Origin of the sequence: Flavobacterium agri (assembly GCF_013401995.1) — a bacterium.
Taxonomy (GTDB): Bacteria; Bacteroidota; Bacteroidia; order Flavobacteriales; family Flavobacteriaceae; genus Flavobacterium; species Flavobacterium agri.
In genome coordinates this window covers 176,625-194,061 of record NZ_JACBJI010000001.1, presented here as the reverse complement: position 1 = coordinate 194,061, position 17,437 = coordinate 176,625, and the positions used below count along the sequence as shown (strand labels likewise).

The following is a 17,437-nucleotide window of genomic DNA, read 5'->3' as shown; positions in this document are numbered from 1 at the left end:
TCCACCTCATTTTTTTGCGTAAATTTGCACGCGTAAACACAACTCACTTACCATGATCCATTTCTTCGGAAACGAAAGCGATACCGTCTTTGCAGTCCAGACTCAAGGCGAGATCACGAGCGAAAACATCTCTAAACTCAACTGGCTTTTCGGCAACGCACATAAAATAGAAAAATCCGTCCTCGCGGATTTTTTTGTTGGACCACGTGCCGCGATGGTCACGCCCTGGAGTACGAACGCCGTCGAGATTACCCAAAATATGGCGATCGAAGGCATCATCCGCATCGAGGAATTTTTGAAAGTCGATGAACGTTTTAGCGGTTTCGACCCGATGCTTTCGCAGAAATACAACGAACTCAACCAGGACATTTTCACGATCAACATCACGCCTGAGCAGATTTTGGAGATTTCCGACATCGCCGTCTACAACAAACGGGAAGGCTTGGCCTTGAGCGATGAGGAAGTGGAATATTTGGATAATTTATCGCAGAAACTCGGAAGAAAATTGACCGACTCCGAAGTTTTCGGATTCTCTCAAGTCAATTCGGAACACTGCCGACACAAGATCTTCAACGGGACTTTCGTAATCGACGGAGAAGAAAAACCGACGTCTCTGTTCAAGCTGATCAAAAAAACCTCGGCCGAAAATCCGGGCGATATCGTTTCGGCTTACAAAGACAACGTCGCGTTCATCAAAGGACCGAAAGTGACGCAGTTCGCGCCGAAATCGGCCGACAAACCCGATTTTTACGCCAAAAAAGATTTCGAATCGGTAATCTCATTGAAAGCCGAAACCCATAATTTCCCTACAACCGTCGAGCCTTTCAACGGAGCGGCCACGGGTTCGGGAGGCGAAATACGCGACCGTTTGGCCGGCGGACAAGGTTCATTGCCACTCGCCGGAACCGCGGTTTACATGACATCGTATTCGCGTTTGGAACAAGACAGAAATTGGGAAAACGGAATGGCCGAGCGCAAATGGCTGTACCAGACTCCTATGGACATTTTGATCAAAGCCTCAAACGGAGCTTCCGATTTCGGAAACAAATTCGGACAACCGTTGATCACGGGTTCGCTTTTGACTTTCGAGCACGAAGAACACGACCGTAAACTCGGTTTCGACAAAGTCATCATGCTCGCGGGCGGAATCGGGTACGGAAAAGCCGACCAATCGATCAAGCAAAAACCGAAAGAAGGCGATAAAGTCGTCGTGCTTGGCGGTGAAAACTATAGGATCGGAATGGGTGGAGCTGCGGTTTCGTCTGCCGATACGGGCGCTTTCGGTTCGGGAATCGAGCTCAACGCGATCCAGCGCTCGAACCCTGAAATGCAGAAACGCGCGGCAAACGCGATCCGCGGACTCGTGGAAAGCGACCACAACCCTATCGTCTCGATCCACGATCACGGCGCGGGCGGACATTTGAACTGTCTTTCGGAACTCGTAGAGGAAACCGGCGGAAAAATCAACCTCGATGCTTTGCCGGTCGGCGATCCGACGTTGTCCGCAAAGGAAATCATCGGAAACGAATCACAGGAGCGAATGGGCTTGGTAATCGGAAAAGACGACGTGGAATTCCTTCACAAAGTCGCCGATCGCGAACGTTCGCCAATGTATGAAGTCGGAGATATCCTGAACAACCACCGCTTTACGTTCGAATCTCAAAAAACGGGTGCAAAACCAATGGATTTCGCGATTGAGGACATGTTCGGTTCGTCCCCAAAGACAATCATGAACGACGTGACGATCGATCGCAATTACAAAAACGCAAATTATACGGTTGCCGATTTCAAAACGTATCTCGAAGCTGTGCTGCAACTTGAAGCCGTCGCTTGTAAAGACTGGCTCACGAACAAAGTCGACCGTTGCGTCGGCGGGCGCGTGGCCAAACAACAATGCGCCGGACCGCTTCAATTGCCATTGAACAACGTCGGTGTGATGGCACTCGATTTCAACGGAAAAGAAGGCATCGCTACCTCGATCGGACATTCGCCGGTCGCCGCAATCATCGACGCAAAAGCCGGAAGCCGCACCGCGATCGCCGAATCGTTGTCGAACATCGTTTGGGCACCGATCAAAAATGGTTTGTCTGGTGTTTCTTTGTCTGCGAACTGGATGTGGCCGTGTAAAAACGAAGGCGAAGATGCTCGTCTGTACGAAGCCGTCGAAGCGTGTTCAGATTTCGCAATCCAACTCGGAATCAATATCCCGACCGGAAAAGATTCGCTTTCGATGAAGCAGAAATATCCTGACGGAGACGTGATTTCTCCGGGAACGGTGATCATTTCGGCCGCCGGAAACTGTACCGACATCAACCAGGTCGTCGAACCTGTCTTGCAGAAAAACGGTGGCGACATTTACTATATCAACCTGTCGAACGACGCTCATAAATTGGGCGGTTCTTCATTCGCGCAGATTTTGAACGTGATCGGAAACGAAGCTCCCGATGTCAAAGACGCGGCTTCGTTCAAAAACACGTTCAACGTGCTGCAACAATTGATTTCACAAGGAAAAATCAAAGCCGGACACGACATCGGAAGCGGCGGTTTGATCACGACGCTTCTGGAAATGTGCTTCGCCGACGTAAACCTTGGCGCGAACATCGATTTGTCGTCATTGAACGAATCGGATTCGGTGAAGCTTTTGTTCTCGGAAAACATCGGGATCGTGTTCCAGGCCGACGCTTCGGTTGAGGAAACGTTCAAATCGAACGGGATTTCATTCTTCAACATCGGAAAAGCCACCGAAAGCAACGGGGTTTCGATCAAAAACGGAAACGATGCATTTGAATTGAACGTTTCGGAATTGCGTGACGTTTGGTACAAGACTTCGTATTTGCTCGACAGGAAACAATCGGGCGAAAAGAAAGCGAAAGAACGTTTCGACAATTATAAGAACCAGCCGTTGAAGTTTGAGCTTCCGGCTCAATTCGACGGAAAGAAGCCGATAATCGACTCATCAAAGCCACGTCCGAAAGCCGCAATCATCCGCGAAAAAGGTTCGAACTCCGAACGCGAGATGGCCAACGCAATGTATCTCGCAGGCTTCGACGTGAAAGACGTACACATGACCGATTTGATTTCGGGTCGCGAAACGTTGGAAGATATCCAATTCATCGGTGCCGTCGGCGGATTCTCGAACTCGGACGTACTCGGTTCGGCAAAAGGTTGGGCAGGCGCATTCTTGTACAACGAAAAAGCGAAAACGGCTCTTGAGAACTTCTTCAAGCGCGAAGACACTTTGTCTGTCGGAATCTGCAACGGATGCCAGTTGTTCGTCGAACTTGGGCTCATCAATCCGGGGCACGACGTAAAACCGCGCATGTTGCATAACGATTCGGCCAAACACGAAAGCTCGTTCACTTCGGTCAAGATCCAAAAGAACAACTCGGTAATGCTGTCGACTTTGGAAGGCAGTACACTTGGTGTTTGGATTTCGCACGGAGAAGGAAAATTCGAGCTTCCGTTGTCTGAAGACCAGTACGAAATCGTCGCCAAATACGGATACGAAGGCTATCCGGCCAATCCGAACGGCTCGCATTACGATGTCGCGATGCTATGTGACGTCACGGGGCGCCATTTGGTGACCATGCCGCATATCGAACGTTCTGTTTTCCAATGGAACTGGGCCAATTATCCGCAAGGACGCAAAGACGAGGTCACGCCATGGGTCGAAGCTTTCGTGAACGCGCGTAAATGGATCGAAAACCGCTAAAGACTTGGGTTCGCCAATCGCCAAAATCGTTATATTGCAGGTGTTGAAGCCAAAAACAGATGCAAGCAGACGAGACGAGATCGAACCTGGAACGACTTAGAGCGGTTTGGTATGCCGATTCCGAAAATGGAGCAGCGACATCGGATCAGGAAGACAAATTGCGCTTTTTGGCCGAAAGTCTCACGAGCCTCGGGCCTTTCTACTATTACGTCCTCGATTTTGAAAGCCGTTTCTTGTCGCACGTGCATCACGAAATCGAGAATTTGTTGGGCATATCGCCCGATTCGGTAAGGTTTGAGGACATTCTGGATGCGATCCATCCCGACGATATTGATTTTGTGGTGAAGACCGAAATTTTCGCGACCGAATTCTTCTTGCGCAATATTTCCACGGAAAAACTGACGTCGTACAAATCGAGTTTCAATTTCCGATTGCGAGTCGCAGATGGTACGTATGCGTTGTTCAACCACCAATCGACCACGTTGGTAGTAGGTCCGAACGGCCGTATAGCCAAAGCGCTCAACATTCACACGCGTATCGATCATCTGAGTCCGGCGAACACGTATAAATTCTCGTTCATCGGCCTCAAAGGCGAACCGTCGTACCTGAACCTGACCGTCGATGCCGAACTTGAGAAACTACAAGGATATTCCAGCCGCGAAATCGAGATCATCCGCGATTTGGCCGAAGGGCTCGACACCAAATCGATCGCAAGCAAACGACACATCAGCATCCATACGGTAAATTCGCACAGACGCAACATTTTACACAAATCGGGACTGAACAACACGGCTCAACTCGTACGCATGAGCATGCTGCAAGGACTGATCTGAAACCAACCCAACTATGAAACACTCCGATTGCCTCAACTGCAACGAAGAACTCAAAGGAAAATTCTGTTCCAATTGCGGACAGAAAGCCGATACGCACCGCATCACGATAAGCCATTTCCTGATGCACGATGTGTTGCATGGCGTCCGGCATTTCGACAAAGGTTTGCTTTTCACGCTCAAGGAAGCCATCGTGCGTCCCGGAAAGGCGGCTCTCGATTATATTTCGGGAAAGCGCGTGCGCTATTACAACGTGTTTTATTTGTCGCTTTTGCTGATTGCGCTGAATTTGTTGCTCAATCACTTTTACGATTCATGGATCGGCGAAACGCATACGGAAGTCGATCAGGATAAAGTTTCGGCTTTCTTTCTGCAATATGTAAAACTGATTTTGTTCGCATTCATCCCGGTTTTGGCATTGAACGCCCAATTGCTGTTCCGCCGTTTCAGGTTGAATTGGGCCGAACAGCTGATCTTGGCAGGAATCAATTACATCGGGATCCTATTGCTCGCGCTGTTCTTTTTTCTGTTCCGGACATTGACCGAAATGGCGGTTGCGGAAGGTTTTTCGAGTGTGATGAAGGCAGCTTTCGGATTCGCCATGTTCCTTTTCCCGATTTGGACGTATTTCAACGCTTCCCGCGGATTTTATTCCATCGGGCAATTCACATGGCGCATCATCATATTCTACGTACTTGTGATAGTAGAATTCACGGCTTTCCTGTTCGCCCTTCTGTACTTTTTCGGCCAAAGAGATTTCTCGGTAAACATTTGATCCCGTTAAAACGATTTTAATACAATCGACGGCATTTTTTTAATAATTTGCAGCATAATAAAATCCCTCTAATGTCCGATATCAAAAGACTTTTCGATTTTCCATATCACCAGCAGAAACACTATAGGATTCCCGATGCACTCGTTACCAAACAAGATGGCAAATGGGTCAGGACTTCTACGGACGAATATCTTGCCCAGGCCAACACCGTTTCCCGCGGTTTGTTGCGGATGGGCGTGCAAAAAGACGACAAGATTGCCGTAATCTCGCACAACAACCGCACGGAATGGCATATTCTCGACATCGGGATCTTGCAGACGGGCGCACAGAACGTTCCGGTCTATCCGACGATCACCGAAGAAGAATACGAATACATCCTGAATCATTGCGAGGCGCAATATTGTTTCGTTTCGAACGAGGAAGTGCTCGCCAAAGTCAACGCGATTAGAAAAAATCTCCCAAATCTCAAGGAGGTGTATTGCCTGGAGCAGATTTCAGGCTGTACGAACTGGTCGCATGTATTGGAATTGGGCAAAGACGAAAGCAATCAATCTGAAGTGGAAGCCAGAAAAGAGAGCATCAAAGGCGAAGATCTGGCGACGATCATCTATACATCGGGAACGACCGGAAAACCAAAAGGCGTGATGCTTTCGCACAATAACATCGTTTCTAACGTACTCGGAAGCGAAAGACGCATTCCGTTCGAAGCCGGAAAATCGCGCGCGATGAGTTTCTTGCCGATTTGCCACATTTTCGAACGCATGGTGGTTTATCTGTACCAATATTACGGCGTCGCGATCTATTTTGCCGAATCGATCGACAAGATCAGCGAGAACATACACGACGTAAAACCGAACGTGATGACGGTAGTCCCTCGCCTGCTCGAAAAAGTATACGAGAAAATCAGCGCCAAAGGAGCCGAACTCACGGGTATCAAATACAAACTGTTCTTTTGGGCCGTCGGGCTTGGTGAGCGTTACAAACCGTACGGCGAAAACGGATGGTGGTACGAATTCCAGCTCAAATGGGCGCGTAAACTCATTTTCAGCAAGTGGAAGGACGCTTTGGGCTGCGAACTCGACCTCATGGTTTCGGGAAGTGCCGCGTTGCAGCCACGCCTTTCCAAAATGTTTGCCGCCGCCGACATTCCGGTCATGGAAGGTTACGGATTGACCGAAACGTCTCCGGTGATTGCGGTGAACGACATGCGCAACCGCAATTTCAAGATCGGAACAGTGGGAAAACCCATCGATAACGTCGAGGTCAAGATCGCACCCGATGGCGAAATTTTGTGCAAAGGCCCGAATATCATGATGGGTTATTACAAAGACGACGCAAAAACCGCCGAAGTCATTACCGACGGTTATTTTCATACGGGCGACATTGGCGAGATCGACAGTGAAGGCTTCCTCAAGATCACCGACCGTAAAAAGGAAATGTTCAAGACTTCGGGTGGAAAATACATCGCTCCACAGCTTTTGGAAAATGCCATGAAGCAGTCACGTTTCATCGAACATGTCATGGTAATCGGCGAAGGTGAGAAAATGCCGGCCGCGTTCATCCAACCGAATTTCGCATTCGTGAAAGATTGGGCACGCATCCACAAGCTCGAGATAGGCGAAAGCAACGAAGACATCGTATGCAACGAAGCCGTGAAGCAACGCATTTGGGAAGAAGTGGAAAAGATGAACGACAAGTTCGGAAATTGGGAAAAGGTCAAGAAAATTGAGCTTACGCCACAGATATGGTCGATTGACGGAGGTGAACTCACACCAACCCTAAAACTCAAACGCAAAAATATCCTCGAAAAATACAAGGATTTGTACCAAAGGATTTACGAATCTAAATAATCTGACCGATATTTAAAGCGAAGCGTGTTCTAATGGACACGCTTTTTTATTGATGAATCGCCGAGGTTTCGGTTTTCGTAAAACCTCAAAGGTTTTCAAAACCTTTGAGGTTTCCAACAGTAAATATTCTTCAAAAATAAAATCCTGTAACAAATCGGAAAAATCGTGTAACAAATCCCTTACGGAATCGATGCATCTTTGTCATGTAGATCATCATAAAGATTCAAGGGACTACAATAAATGTTTGTTTGGTTTTTGCAGGATGTATACTGTTACTCTCTAAACAATATACTCATGCAAGTAAAAGCGGCCGCTTCCTCAATGGCCGCTTTTTTATTTTATAGATAGACGAAAAAGATAATAGACTGATAGATGATAGACTAAAAGATGATAGACCTTGTATTATCTATCCGTCCAACATTTATTATCTTACTTCGACTTCTCCCCAACAAAATAATCGCTCTGCAATTTGAACAACACGTTAAACGTCGTCAACGACCCGTAAATACGTGTGATGTATTGTTGCAAATCAACTTTTTCCGTATTGTCGAGGTTGCTCGCGTTGATTTTCTGTTCCATGACGCGCAAACGGTCGCGAACCATGACGATCTTGTTGAAGAAAGTGTCGATTGGGACATCCTTTCCCTGCACGCCGCTTTGTCCGGGTTCGAGCTTGAGGTTGCCGCCTTTCCATTTATCGGCAATCGGAACGGTTTCGGTAGCGTCGCTCCATCGGCGCAAAATGTTCTTAAGCGATTTCTCGACGTCGTAAAAACTTACGGTATCGACTTCGTTGTCGGACGCTTCGATGACTTCGAACGTATCGTTCAAAGGGATGGTTTCCAATCCGCCTTCGATAAACGTCACCCAATAATCTTTAGAAGAAACATTGGTCACGACGCCTTTCCCGTATTCCGGATGGTTGATGCGCGACCCGATTCCAAGTAATTTCATAATTGTAGTTTTAGTGGCCTAAAAATAAGCAACGCTTGTGAATTTCTACCCAAAACAGTCGAATCCGAGTACATAAATGCGTAAATTTAATAGACAACACAAATCCAACTACCATGAAAAAGCTACTGATCGTACTCGCTCTCGCACTTTTGGCCTCGTGCAAATGCAAACAACCAGCTGATCCACAATTCACCAAAGAAGGCGCCTTAGACGGCAACTGGATGCTCGAATATGTATCGGGAGGCGATATATCCGGGCTTTATCCTGGCAATCCGCCTTCGTTGTTCATCGATTTGAAGCAAAACCGCGCTTCGGGCAAAAACGGGTGCAACAATTATTCGGGGCCGATAACCGTCGTCGGCAACAAGATCACGTTCAGCCAAAACATGATCGTGACCAAAATGGCGTGTCCCGGAAACAGTGAAAAAACGTTTATGGACGCTATCCAAAAAGTCGACGCCTATGCCATCGGCACCGACGGGAAGCTCAACCTTATTTCGGGCGATATCGCGATCATGCGCTTTGTAAAAAACTGAAAACGCCCCAATTTCCTGGAGCGCCTTCGAACTTAACTTAACTATTATTATTTGCCGTAGGCTTTAGGCCGATGTTCCGCTTCAAAACGCGTATCCGTTGGCCGAAACCACTTTCTCAGCGATCGTTTCGCGCAAAGCCACGACGTTGGGCATGTTGATGTATTTCGTGAAACGGCGTAATCCCATCATCATCACGCGTTGTTCGTCTCCTTCGGCAAACGATGCGATACCTTCTTTGCCTTTTGCGGTCACGATGTCGACGGCTTTGTACAAATACAGTTTGGCCATCGCGATTTGACCTTCGGCAGCCTGCTCACCGATTGATTTCACGAGTTTTTCGGTTCTTAGTATCGTCGATTCGGCAAGATAGATTTCGATCAGGATATCGGCCGCAGCCATAAGCAATTGCTGGTGCGAATCGAGATCGGGGCCGTATTTTTGGACCGCTCCGCCGGCCACCATCAAAAAGGTTTTCTTGAGTTTGGCGATCATTTCTTTTTCTTCCGAAAACAATTCCGAGTAATCGGGCGTATTGAAATCTGGGATTCCCATAAGTTCTTCCTGCACTTTCATCGCCGGACCAAGCAAATCGACATGTCCTTTCATCGCTTTTTTGACGAGCATTCCTACCGAAAGCATGCGGTTGATCTCGTTCGTGCCTTCGTAAATCCTCGAAATCCTCGCGTCTCTCCAGGCCGATTCCATCGGGGTATCTTCCGAAAATCCCATACCGCCGAAAATCTGGATGCCTTCGTCGGCGCAATTCTGCGCGTCTTCGGAAACCGCGACTTTGATGATCGAACATTCGATCGCGTATTCTTCGACACCTTTCAATTCGGCTTCTTGGTGGCCAGCTCCATCGGCTTCTCTTGCCGCGATCCGGTTTTGGATGTCGTGGGCCGCGCGGTATGTCGCACTTTCGCCTGCGTAACAATTCGTCGCCATTTCGGCCAATTTCGAACGGATGGCCCCGAACGACGCGATCGGCGTGTTGAACTGGACGCGTTCGTTCGCATATTTCGCCGCCTCTGTCGTGATTCTTCTTTGGGCATCGAGACAGGCCGCACCCAATTTGATACGTCCGACGTTGAGCGCGTTCATTGCTATTTTAAAGCCGTTTCCGCGTTCCGAAAGCATATTCTCGACCGGAACTTTGGTCTCGCTGAAAAACACTTGTCTCGTAGATGAAGCGCGAATTCCCAGTTTATGTTCTTCTTCGCCCAACGCAATACCGTTCGACGCATCGTTTTCGACTATAAATCCGGTAATGTTTTTATCATCTTCGATTCTGGCGAAGACGATGAAAAGTGAACAGAATCCGGCGTTCGAAATCCACATTTTTTGTCCTGTGATCGAATAATATTTTCCGTCTTCGGACAAAACCGCTTTGGTTTTCCCGGAATTTGCATCCGATCCGGCGCCTGGTTCAGTAAGGCAATACGCTCCGAACCATTCGCCTGAAGCGAGTTTGGGGACATATTTTTTCTTCTGTTCTTCAGTTCCGTAAAGCGTAATCGGCATCGTACCGATTCCCGTGTGCGCGCCGAAAGCCGTAGAAAACGAACCCGTCGCTCCCGAAATGTAGTCGCACACCAAAACCGTGTCTACGAATCCCATGCCGAGGCCGCCGTATTCTTCGGGTACGGAAACGCTCAAAAAGCCCATCTCGCCGGCTTTGCGCATGGCTTCTTCGGTATAGCCGTAGTCTTTCTTTTCGAATTTCTCTTTTTGAGCCCACAGTTTCTTGTCGCAGAATTCTTTGACTGAATCTCGCATCATGCGTTGTTCTTCAGAGAAATCTTCGGGAGTGAAAATGTCTTCGGATTTTGTTTCTTTTACCAGAAACTGCCCGCCGCGGGTTACGTCTTTTTCGATTGCTGGTTCCATTTTTTTAGATAATAGATGATAGACGGATAGATAATAGACCTTCTGGTCTATGAACTAAGTCCTTTTTGAAATTCCATTGTTGCTCTTTGTAATTGTTCTATTTTATTCTCGAACTCACGAGTCAGCTCTACAGACAGATGACCTTTGAAGTTCGCTAATAAAATTTGTGTCTGTAATTCGAATGAGGAGCCCAAGGCGATGTCGAGAAAATGTCTAAACGCTTTATCCGTGCGACTCGAACCTTCGGCAATGTTTGAAGGAATTGAAATCGTACACCTGTTCATTTGGGCTGTCAATCCATATCTTTCGGAATCAGGAAAAGTACGAACGATGTCAAAAACATCTTTAGCTAAGTTCATTCCCATCATCCAGATTTTTAATTTTTTAAAATTGTGTCTTCTAAAATTTTCCATGGCGTATATAAATAAAATGTTGTCGTTACTCTAAAAAACGGTCTATCGTCTATCCGTCTATTATCTTTCGTCTTTACAAGATTTCGTAAATTCCGGCAGCGCCCTGTCCTGTACCCACGCACATCGTCACGATACCGTATTTGTCGCCGCGGCGCTTCATCTCGTCGAAAAGCTGGACCGACAATTTCGCTCCCGTACAACCCAGCGGATGGCCAAGTGCTATCGCACCTCCGTTCACGTTTACGATATCCGGATTGATTCCCAATTCGCGGATCACGGCCAAAGATTGTGACGCAAACGCCTCGTTCAATTCAAACAATTGAATATCTTCCAGTTTCATATCGGCTTGCTTCAATGCTTTCGGAATGGCTTTTACAGGACCGATTCCCATGATGCGCGGTTCGACTCCCGCAGATGCGAAACTGACCAGACGCGCAATCGGTTCAAGGTTGAGTTCTTTGACCATCTCTTCGCTCATGACCATCACGAAAGCCGCGCCGTCGCTCATCTGTGACGATGTTCCGGCAGTAACCGACCCATCGGAGGCGAACACCGGTCTCAGTTTGGCCAAAGCTTCTCGCGAGGTATCGGCTCTTGGGCCTTCGTCTTTAGCGACCGTGTAGGTTCGCGTGGCTTTTTTGCCGTTTTCGTCTACGTAATTTTCTTCGATCGTTATCGGTACAATCTGTTTGTCAAATTTTCCTTCGGCTTGGGCTTTGAGCGCTTTTTGATGCGATTGGAACCCGAATTCGTCCTGATCTTCGCGGGACACGTTGAATTGCTTGGCGACCGCTTCGGCAGTCAATCCCATATTCCAGTAATAATCCTCGTGTCCTTGTTTGGAAATCGCGTAATCGGGAACGGGTTTGAATCCGCCCATCGGGATAAAACTCATGCTTTCGGCACCGCCCGCAATGATGCAATCGGCCATTCCCGACTGGATTTTGGCCGTCGCCATCCCGATCGTTTCCAATCCTGATGCACAATAACGGTTCACGGTAACACCCGGCACGTCTACTATATCCAATCCCAAAAGCGAGATGAAACGCGCAAAATTGAGGCCTTGTTCGGCTTCGGGCATCGCGTTGCCGACCATGACGTCGTCTATGCGTTTTTTGTCGAGTTGAGGCAACTCGTTCATCATGTATTGGATCGTTTCAGCCGCAAGTTCATCGGGGCGCTTGAAACGGAACACGCCTTTAGGGGCTTTTCCGACCGCAGTTCTGTATGCTTTTACTATATATGCAGTTTTCATATTTTTTAGATAATAGATGATAGACAAATAGATGATAGACGTTGTCGTGAAAATGGAGCTGTCGTCAAACGGAAAGTCTATTATCTATCCGTCTACTATCTTTTCGTCTTAATTTCTCAACGGTTTGCCTTTCGTTAACATGAATTGGATGCGTTCCAACGTTTTTCTCTCGGTACAAAGCGACAAAAACGCTTCTCTTTCCAAATCCAGCAAGTATTGTTCGGATACTAAAGTCGGTTCGCTCAAATCGCCTCCGGCCATCACATAGGCGAGTTTATTGGCGATTTTCTTGTCGTGTTCCGAAATGAAATTCCCTGCGAGCATCGAATCCGTACCGACCATGAACATCCCGAGCGCCTGTTTTCCGAGCACTTTTATGTCTTTGCGACGGATCGGTTGCGTATAACCTGCTTCGGCCAAAATCAACGCGTGCTTTTTGGCTTCTGCAATCTGACGGTCGCGGTTCACGACGATCATATCTTTTCCTTTTTGGAGGATTCCGGTATCGAACGCTTCGTAAGCCGATGTTGACACTTTAGCCATCGCGACGGCGAGGAAATATTGCTGCAGTATGTTGAGTTCTACATCGTCTTTATGGAATTGGTCCTGGGCGCGCACCGTCATTTCTTTGGATCCGCCTCCTCCCGGAATCACACCGACTCCGAATTCGACCAATCCGATATAGGTTTCCGCCGCAGCGACGACCTTATCGGAATGCAGACACAACTCGCATCCGCCGCCGAGCGTCATGCCGTGAGGTGCCGCCACAACCGGAATCGATGAATAACGCGCGCGCATCATCGTGTCCTGGAACTGCTTGATCGCGAAATTGAGTTCGTCGTATTCCTGCTCCACGGCCATCATGAAAATCATTCCGATGTTCGCGCCGACCGAAAAATTTGCGCCTTGGTTTCCGATCACAAGCCCTTGAAAATCTTTTTCGGCCAAATCGATGGCTTTCGTGATGCCTTGGATGACTTCGCCTCCGATCGTATTCATTTTCGAATGGAATTCCAAATTGAGGATTCCGTCGCCTAAATCCTGGATCGTAGCGCCCGAATTGCCCCAGACTTTTTTATTCTCGCGGATATTATTGAGGATGATGAACGCATCTTGTCCCGGAACTTTCTTCTGTGATTTCGACGGGATATCGTAAGCGTAAGTCGCGCCATTGTTGACGGAATAGAACGTTTTGTTGCCCGAAGCGAGCATTTCGTCAACCCAGGAAGCGTAATTTAAATTCGCGGCTTTGATGAGCTCGATACCTTTTTCGACACCGACGGCATCCCAAATCTCGAACGGGCCGTTTTCCCATCCGAAACCGGCTTTCATAGCATCGTCTATCTTATATAAATCGTCTGTGATTTCAGGAATTCTGTTGGAAACGTAAGCGAACATTCCCGCGAAATTCTTGCGATAGAATTCACCGGCTTTGTCTTTTCCACCGATCAGAACCTTGAATCTGTCGATCGGTTTATCGATGGATTTCGTGAGTTCCAAAGTCGTGAACGACGCTTTTTTGTTCGGACGGTATTCCAAAGTGTCCAAATCCAAAGTCAGGATATCCTTGTCTACTTTTTTGTAGAAACCTTGTCCGGTCTTGCTTCCTAGCCATTTGTTTTCCATCATTTTAGAAACGAAATCAGGAAGTTTGAACAATTCGTGGGCTTCGTCATCCGGAACGCCTTCATACAAACCGTTGGCGACGTGTACCAAAGTGTCAAGTCCGACGACATCGACTGTTCGGAAAGTGGCCGATTTCGGGCGTCCGATAACCGGTCCGGTCAATTTGTCGACTTCTTCTACGGTCAATCCCATTTCTTTTACGAGATGGAAAAGACTTTGGATGCCGTAAATTCCGATGCGGTTTCCGATAAACGCCGGTGTGTCTTTAGCGACTACCGATGTTTTTCCGAGGAATTTCTCTCCGTATTCATTGAGGAACGACAATACTTCGGGCGAGGTTTTCGGCCCCGGAATGATCTCGAAAAGTTTCAGATAGCGCGGCGGATTGAAGAAGTGGGTTCCGCAGAAATGCTTCTGGAAATCCTCGCTTCGGCCTTCGCTCATAAAATGGATCGGGATTCCCGACGTGTTCGACGTGATCAACGTTCCCGGCTTGCGGTATTTCTCGATTTGTTCGAAAACGAGTTTTTTGATGTCGAGACGTTCGACGACTACTTCTATGATCCAGTCTGCATCCGCTATTTTGGCAAGATCGTCTGTCGTATTTCCGGTCGTGATGCGACTTGCGAATTTTTGATGATAGATCGGCGAAGGCTTAGATTTGAGTGCGTTCTGCAAATGTTCGTTGACGATGCGGTTGCGGACGGCCTTGCTGTCTAACGTCAAGCCTTTTTTGGTTTCGGCTTCGGTCAGTTCTTTGGGAACGATGTCCAAAAGCAGCACGTCGACACCGATGTTGGCAAAATGGCACGCGATTCCCGAGCCCATGATGCCCGAGCCCACGACGGCCACTTTCTTAATACTTCTTTTCATTGTTTAGTTCAGTTGTATTGAATATGTTTTTTTCCTGGATGAGTTCGTTGACCACTTCGGCGACCTCAGCAAAATGGCGCAATTTTTCATCGCCTACCTTTTGGCGCACGACCTCGTTGAATTTAAGTACGGTGTTTCTGGAGAGTTCGCGTTTCTCTCGTCCGAAATCGGTAAGGTAAATCAAAACGCCGCGTCCGTCTTCGGGATTCGGGCGTCTTTCGATAAGCCCTTTTTCTTCCATCGACTTCAAGGTACGCGTAAGACTTGTGGCTTCCATTCCCATTTTAGGGCCAAGCGCGGTAGACGGCGTTCCTTCTTCCCGATCCATACTCAAAAGCGCGAATCCGGTTGCCATCGTGGCCCCGTATTTCGCGGCTTCTTCGTTATACATACGGGAAACGGCCTGCCATGTGGCGCGTAAAATATAATCTATGGTTTTGTCTTTCATGTTTGGCGCAATCGATTGCTTTCGTCAGTACGACAATGTCCAAATATAATCAAAAATACTATGCACGCATACTAAATTATATATTTTTTTAGGTTTGATGTAGTGTTGATGTAGTCCCGAAATTCCCTAATGAAAAGAACTTTGGTAGTTTTAAAGCCTCAAACCAACACCTACACAAATGATCAAAAAGAGTATCCTGGCCGCCGTGTTTTGCCTTCCGATGGCGGCGATTTCCCAACAACAAACGTTTTGCAATCCCGTTAATATCGATTACGGATATACACCTCACGAGAGTTTTACCGAATGGGGAAAACACCGTGCGACCGCCGATCCGGTCATCGTAAATTACAAAAACGACCTGTATCTTTTCAGCACGAACCAATGGGGATATTGGCACAGCGACGATATGCTGCATTGGAAATTCCATCCGAAGCGCTTTTTACGCCCATGGAACGACACAAAAGATGAATTGTGCGCTCCCGGAGTTGGCGTCGTAGGCGATACGATGGTGGTTTTTGGAAGTACGTATACCAAGACCTTCTCGCTTTGGGGAAGCACCGATCCGAAAAACGACAAATGGTTCGTAATCAAGGATTCGCTTGCGATCGGCGGATGGGATCCCGGATTCTTTACCGATACGGACGGAAAATTCTACATGTACAACGGCAGCAGCAACCGCCATCCGGTTTTCGGGGTGGAATTGGACCGCAAGACGTTCGAGCCTATCGGAAGCCGTCGCCCGATGTATTTCCTTGAGGATTGGCGTTACGGATGGCAGCGTTTCGGTGAGAATATGGACAACACTTTTCTCGATCCTTTCATAGAAGGCGCGCACATGACCAAACACAACGGCAAATATTATTTCCAATACGGAGCGCCGGGTACGGAATTCAGCGGTTATGCCGACGGTGTAGTAGTCGGTCAGACGCCTTTGTTCGATTTGGAACCGAACGTAGTGCCGCAATCGGATCCGTTGAGTTTCAAACCAGGCGGATTCAACCGAGGCGCCGGACACGGAGCGACATTCGAAGACAAATTCGGACAATACTGGCACGTATCGACAACTGTAGTCTGCGTGAAAAACACTTGGGAACGACGCATAGGAATTTGGCCGACCGGATTCGACAAAGACGACGTGATGTGGTGCAACACCGCTTTTGGCGATTATCCGCAGTTTTTGCCCGAAGCCCGAAAAAACGGTAAAACGTTTCCGGGATGGATGTTGTTGAATTACAAAAAGCCCGTCACGGTTTCCTCAACTTTAGGAAGCTTCTTCGCCAATAATGCCAACGACGAGAACATCAAAACCTACTGGAGTGCCAAAACCGCAAACAAAGGCGAATGGATTGCGACCGATTTAGGCCAAAAAAGTACCGTCAACGCCATCCAGCTCAATTATGCCGACCAGGATGCCGAGTTCGTCGGGAAACAAACCGGAATCTATCACCAATATAAAATCTATTCGTCGGACGACGGCAAGAACTGGAAATTGCTCGTAGACAAAAGCGACAACAAGACCGACGTGCCTCACGATTACATCGAATTGGAAAAACCGATCCGGACACGTTTCATCAAACTCGAGAACATCCATATGCCAACGGGGAAATTCGCGATTTCCGGACTGCGCGTCTTCGGTAACGGAAACGGCGCAAAACCCGATAAAGTCGGGCGCTTCTTCGTTTTAAGGACCGAAAAGGACAAACGCAGCGCTTACCTCAAATGGACGCCCGTCGACAATGCGTTCGCGTACAACATCTATTACGGGACCGAACCGGACAAACTCTACAACTGCATCATGGTGCACGATTTCAACGAGTACTGGCTCAAAGTGATGGACTTGAAAAAGACGTACTATTTCACGATCGAGGCGATCAACGAGAACGGCGTCTCGGCCAAATCGGAGTTGATCAAAGCCGAATAATAAAAAATAAACAATAAGAATAAGCAATAAAAAAAGGATTGTATCGCTACAATCCTTTTTCATTTTAGGCTTATCCGTATTAAACGGTAGTGTTGGCTTTTTCCATCGCACCATTGGCGGCCTTTTCGGCACGTCCGGTCAATTCGTTGAACTTGGAGCGTACGGCATCGATTTTTTCGTGTGCGGCATCGGCCAGTTGACCGTATTTATCTGCAGCCTTGTTTTTGTAATCGTTGCCTTTATCTTTTATTTTCTTACGGGTTTCGCTTCCTTTATCGGGTGCGAAAAGGATGCCCAGCGTAGCTCCGATGGCTACTCCTGCAAACAATCCTATCAAAACTTTCTTATTCATGACGT

General features: G+C 47.8%; 13 protein-coding genes. 6 read left to right on the top strand and 7 right to left on the bottom strand.

Annotated features, from left to right (window positions below):
• Window positions 1-52: 52 nt before the first annotated feature.
• From purL to HZF10_RS00965, 4 genes are all read left to right on the top strand, one after another.
• A complete protein-coding gene (gene purL, locus HZF10_RS00980; RefSeq protein WP_176004292.1) occupies window positions 53-3,712 on the top strand; it encodes a phosphoribosylformylglycinamidine synthase in 3,660 nt (1,219 codons plus the stop codon).
• Between the two features lie 59 nt (window positions 3,713-3,771).
• On the top strand, window positions 3,772-4,545 hold the full coding sequence (locus tag HZF10_RS00975) for a LuxR C-terminal-related transcriptional regulator (RefSeq protein ID WP_176004291.1): 774 nt from the start codon (window positions 3,772-3,774) through the stop codon (window positions 4,543-4,545).
• Between the two features lie 13 nt (window positions 4,546-4,558).
• Entirely contained in the window at window positions 4,559-5,317 is a 759-nt protein-coding gene (locus HZF10_RS00970) for a DUF3667 domain-containing protein (RefSeq protein ID WP_176004290.1), read from the top strand.
• Window positions 5,318-5,388: 71 nt separating this feature from the next.
• Complete coding sequence (locus HZF10_RS00965; RefSeq protein WP_176004289.1) at window positions 5,389-7,167, top strand: AMP-dependent synthetase/ligase; 1,779 nt, start codon at window positions 5,389-5,391, stop codon at window positions 7,165-7,167.
• A gap of 429 nt (window positions 7,168-7,596) precedes the next feature.
• On the opposite strand, the gene HZF10_RS00960 is transcribed toward HZF10_RS00965, so the two are convergent.
• On the bottom strand, window positions 7,597-8,121 hold the full coding sequence (locus HZF10_RS00960) for a DUF8685 domain-containing protein (RefSeq protein ID WP_176004288.1): 525 nt from the start codon (window positions 8,119-8,121) through the stop codon (window positions 7,597-7,599).
• A gap of 113 nt (window positions 8,122-8,234) precedes the next feature.
• Between HZF10_RS00960 and HZF10_RS00955 the strand changes: the two genes are divergently transcribed.
• Entirely contained in the window at window positions 8,235-8,657 is a 423-nt protein-coding gene (locus HZF10_RS00955) for an META domain-containing protein (protein ID WP_176004287.1), read from the top strand.
• 81 nt (window positions 8,658-8,738) lie between these two features.
• Here the strand turns inward: HZF10_RS00955 and HZF10_RS00950 are convergent, their stop codons facing one another.
• From HZF10_RS00950 to HZF10_RS00930, 5 genes are all read right to left on the bottom strand, one after another.
• Window positions 8,739-10,544: an acyl-CoA dehydrogenase FadE gene (locus HZF10_RS00950; RefSeq protein ID WP_176004286.1), complete on the bottom strand. Its 1,806-nt coding sequence runs from the start codon at window positions 10,542-10,544 to the stop codon at window positions 8,739-8,741.
• A gap of 47 nt (window positions 10,545-10,591) precedes the next feature.
• Window positions 10,592-10,957 (bottom strand): four helix bundle protein, encoded by a 366-nt coding sequence (locus HZF10_RS00945; protein WP_176004285.1) that lies wholly within the window; start codon window positions 10,955-10,957, stop codon window positions 10,592-10,594.
• Window positions 10,958-11,030: 73 nt separating this feature from the next.
• Window positions 11,031-12,212 (bottom strand): acetyl-CoA C-acyltransferase, encoded by a 1,182-nt coding sequence (locus tag HZF10_RS00940; protein WP_176004284.1) that lies wholly within the window; start codon window positions 12,210-12,212, stop codon window positions 11,031-11,033.
• A 108-nt stretch (window positions 12,213-12,320) separates the two neighbouring features.
• A complete protein-coding gene (locus tag HZF10_RS00935; protein ID WP_176004283.1) occupies window positions 12,321-14,711 on the bottom strand; it encodes a 3-hydroxyacyl-CoA dehydrogenase/enoyl-CoA hydratase family protein in 2,391 nt (796 codons plus the stop codon).
• Complete coding sequence (locus HZF10_RS00930) at window positions 14,695-15,159, bottom strand: MarR family winged helix-turn-helix transcriptional regulator (RefSeq protein ID WP_176004282.1); 465 nt, start codon at window positions 15,157-15,159, stop codon at window positions 14,695-14,697. Before HZF10_RS00930 ends, HZF10_RS00935 begins: the two co-directional genes overlap by 17 nt.
• Before the next feature lie 178 nt (window positions 15,160-15,337).
• Between HZF10_RS00930 and HZF10_RS00925 the strand changes: the two genes are divergently transcribed.
• Window positions 15,338-17,080 (top strand): discoidin domain-containing protein, encoded by a 1,743-nt coding sequence (locus HZF10_RS00925; protein ID WP_176004281.1) that lies wholly within the window; start codon window positions 15,338-15,340, stop codon window positions 17,078-17,080.
• 79 nt (window positions 17,081-17,159) lie between these two features.
• Here HZF10_RS00925 and HZF10_RS00920 read toward each other — a convergent pair whose 3' ends face one another.
• Entirely contained in the window at window positions 17,160-17,432 is a 273-nt protein-coding gene (locus HZF10_RS00920; protein WP_176004280.1) for a YtxH domain-containing protein, read from the bottom strand.
• Between the last annotated feature and the right edge of the window lie 5 nt (window positions 17,433-17,437).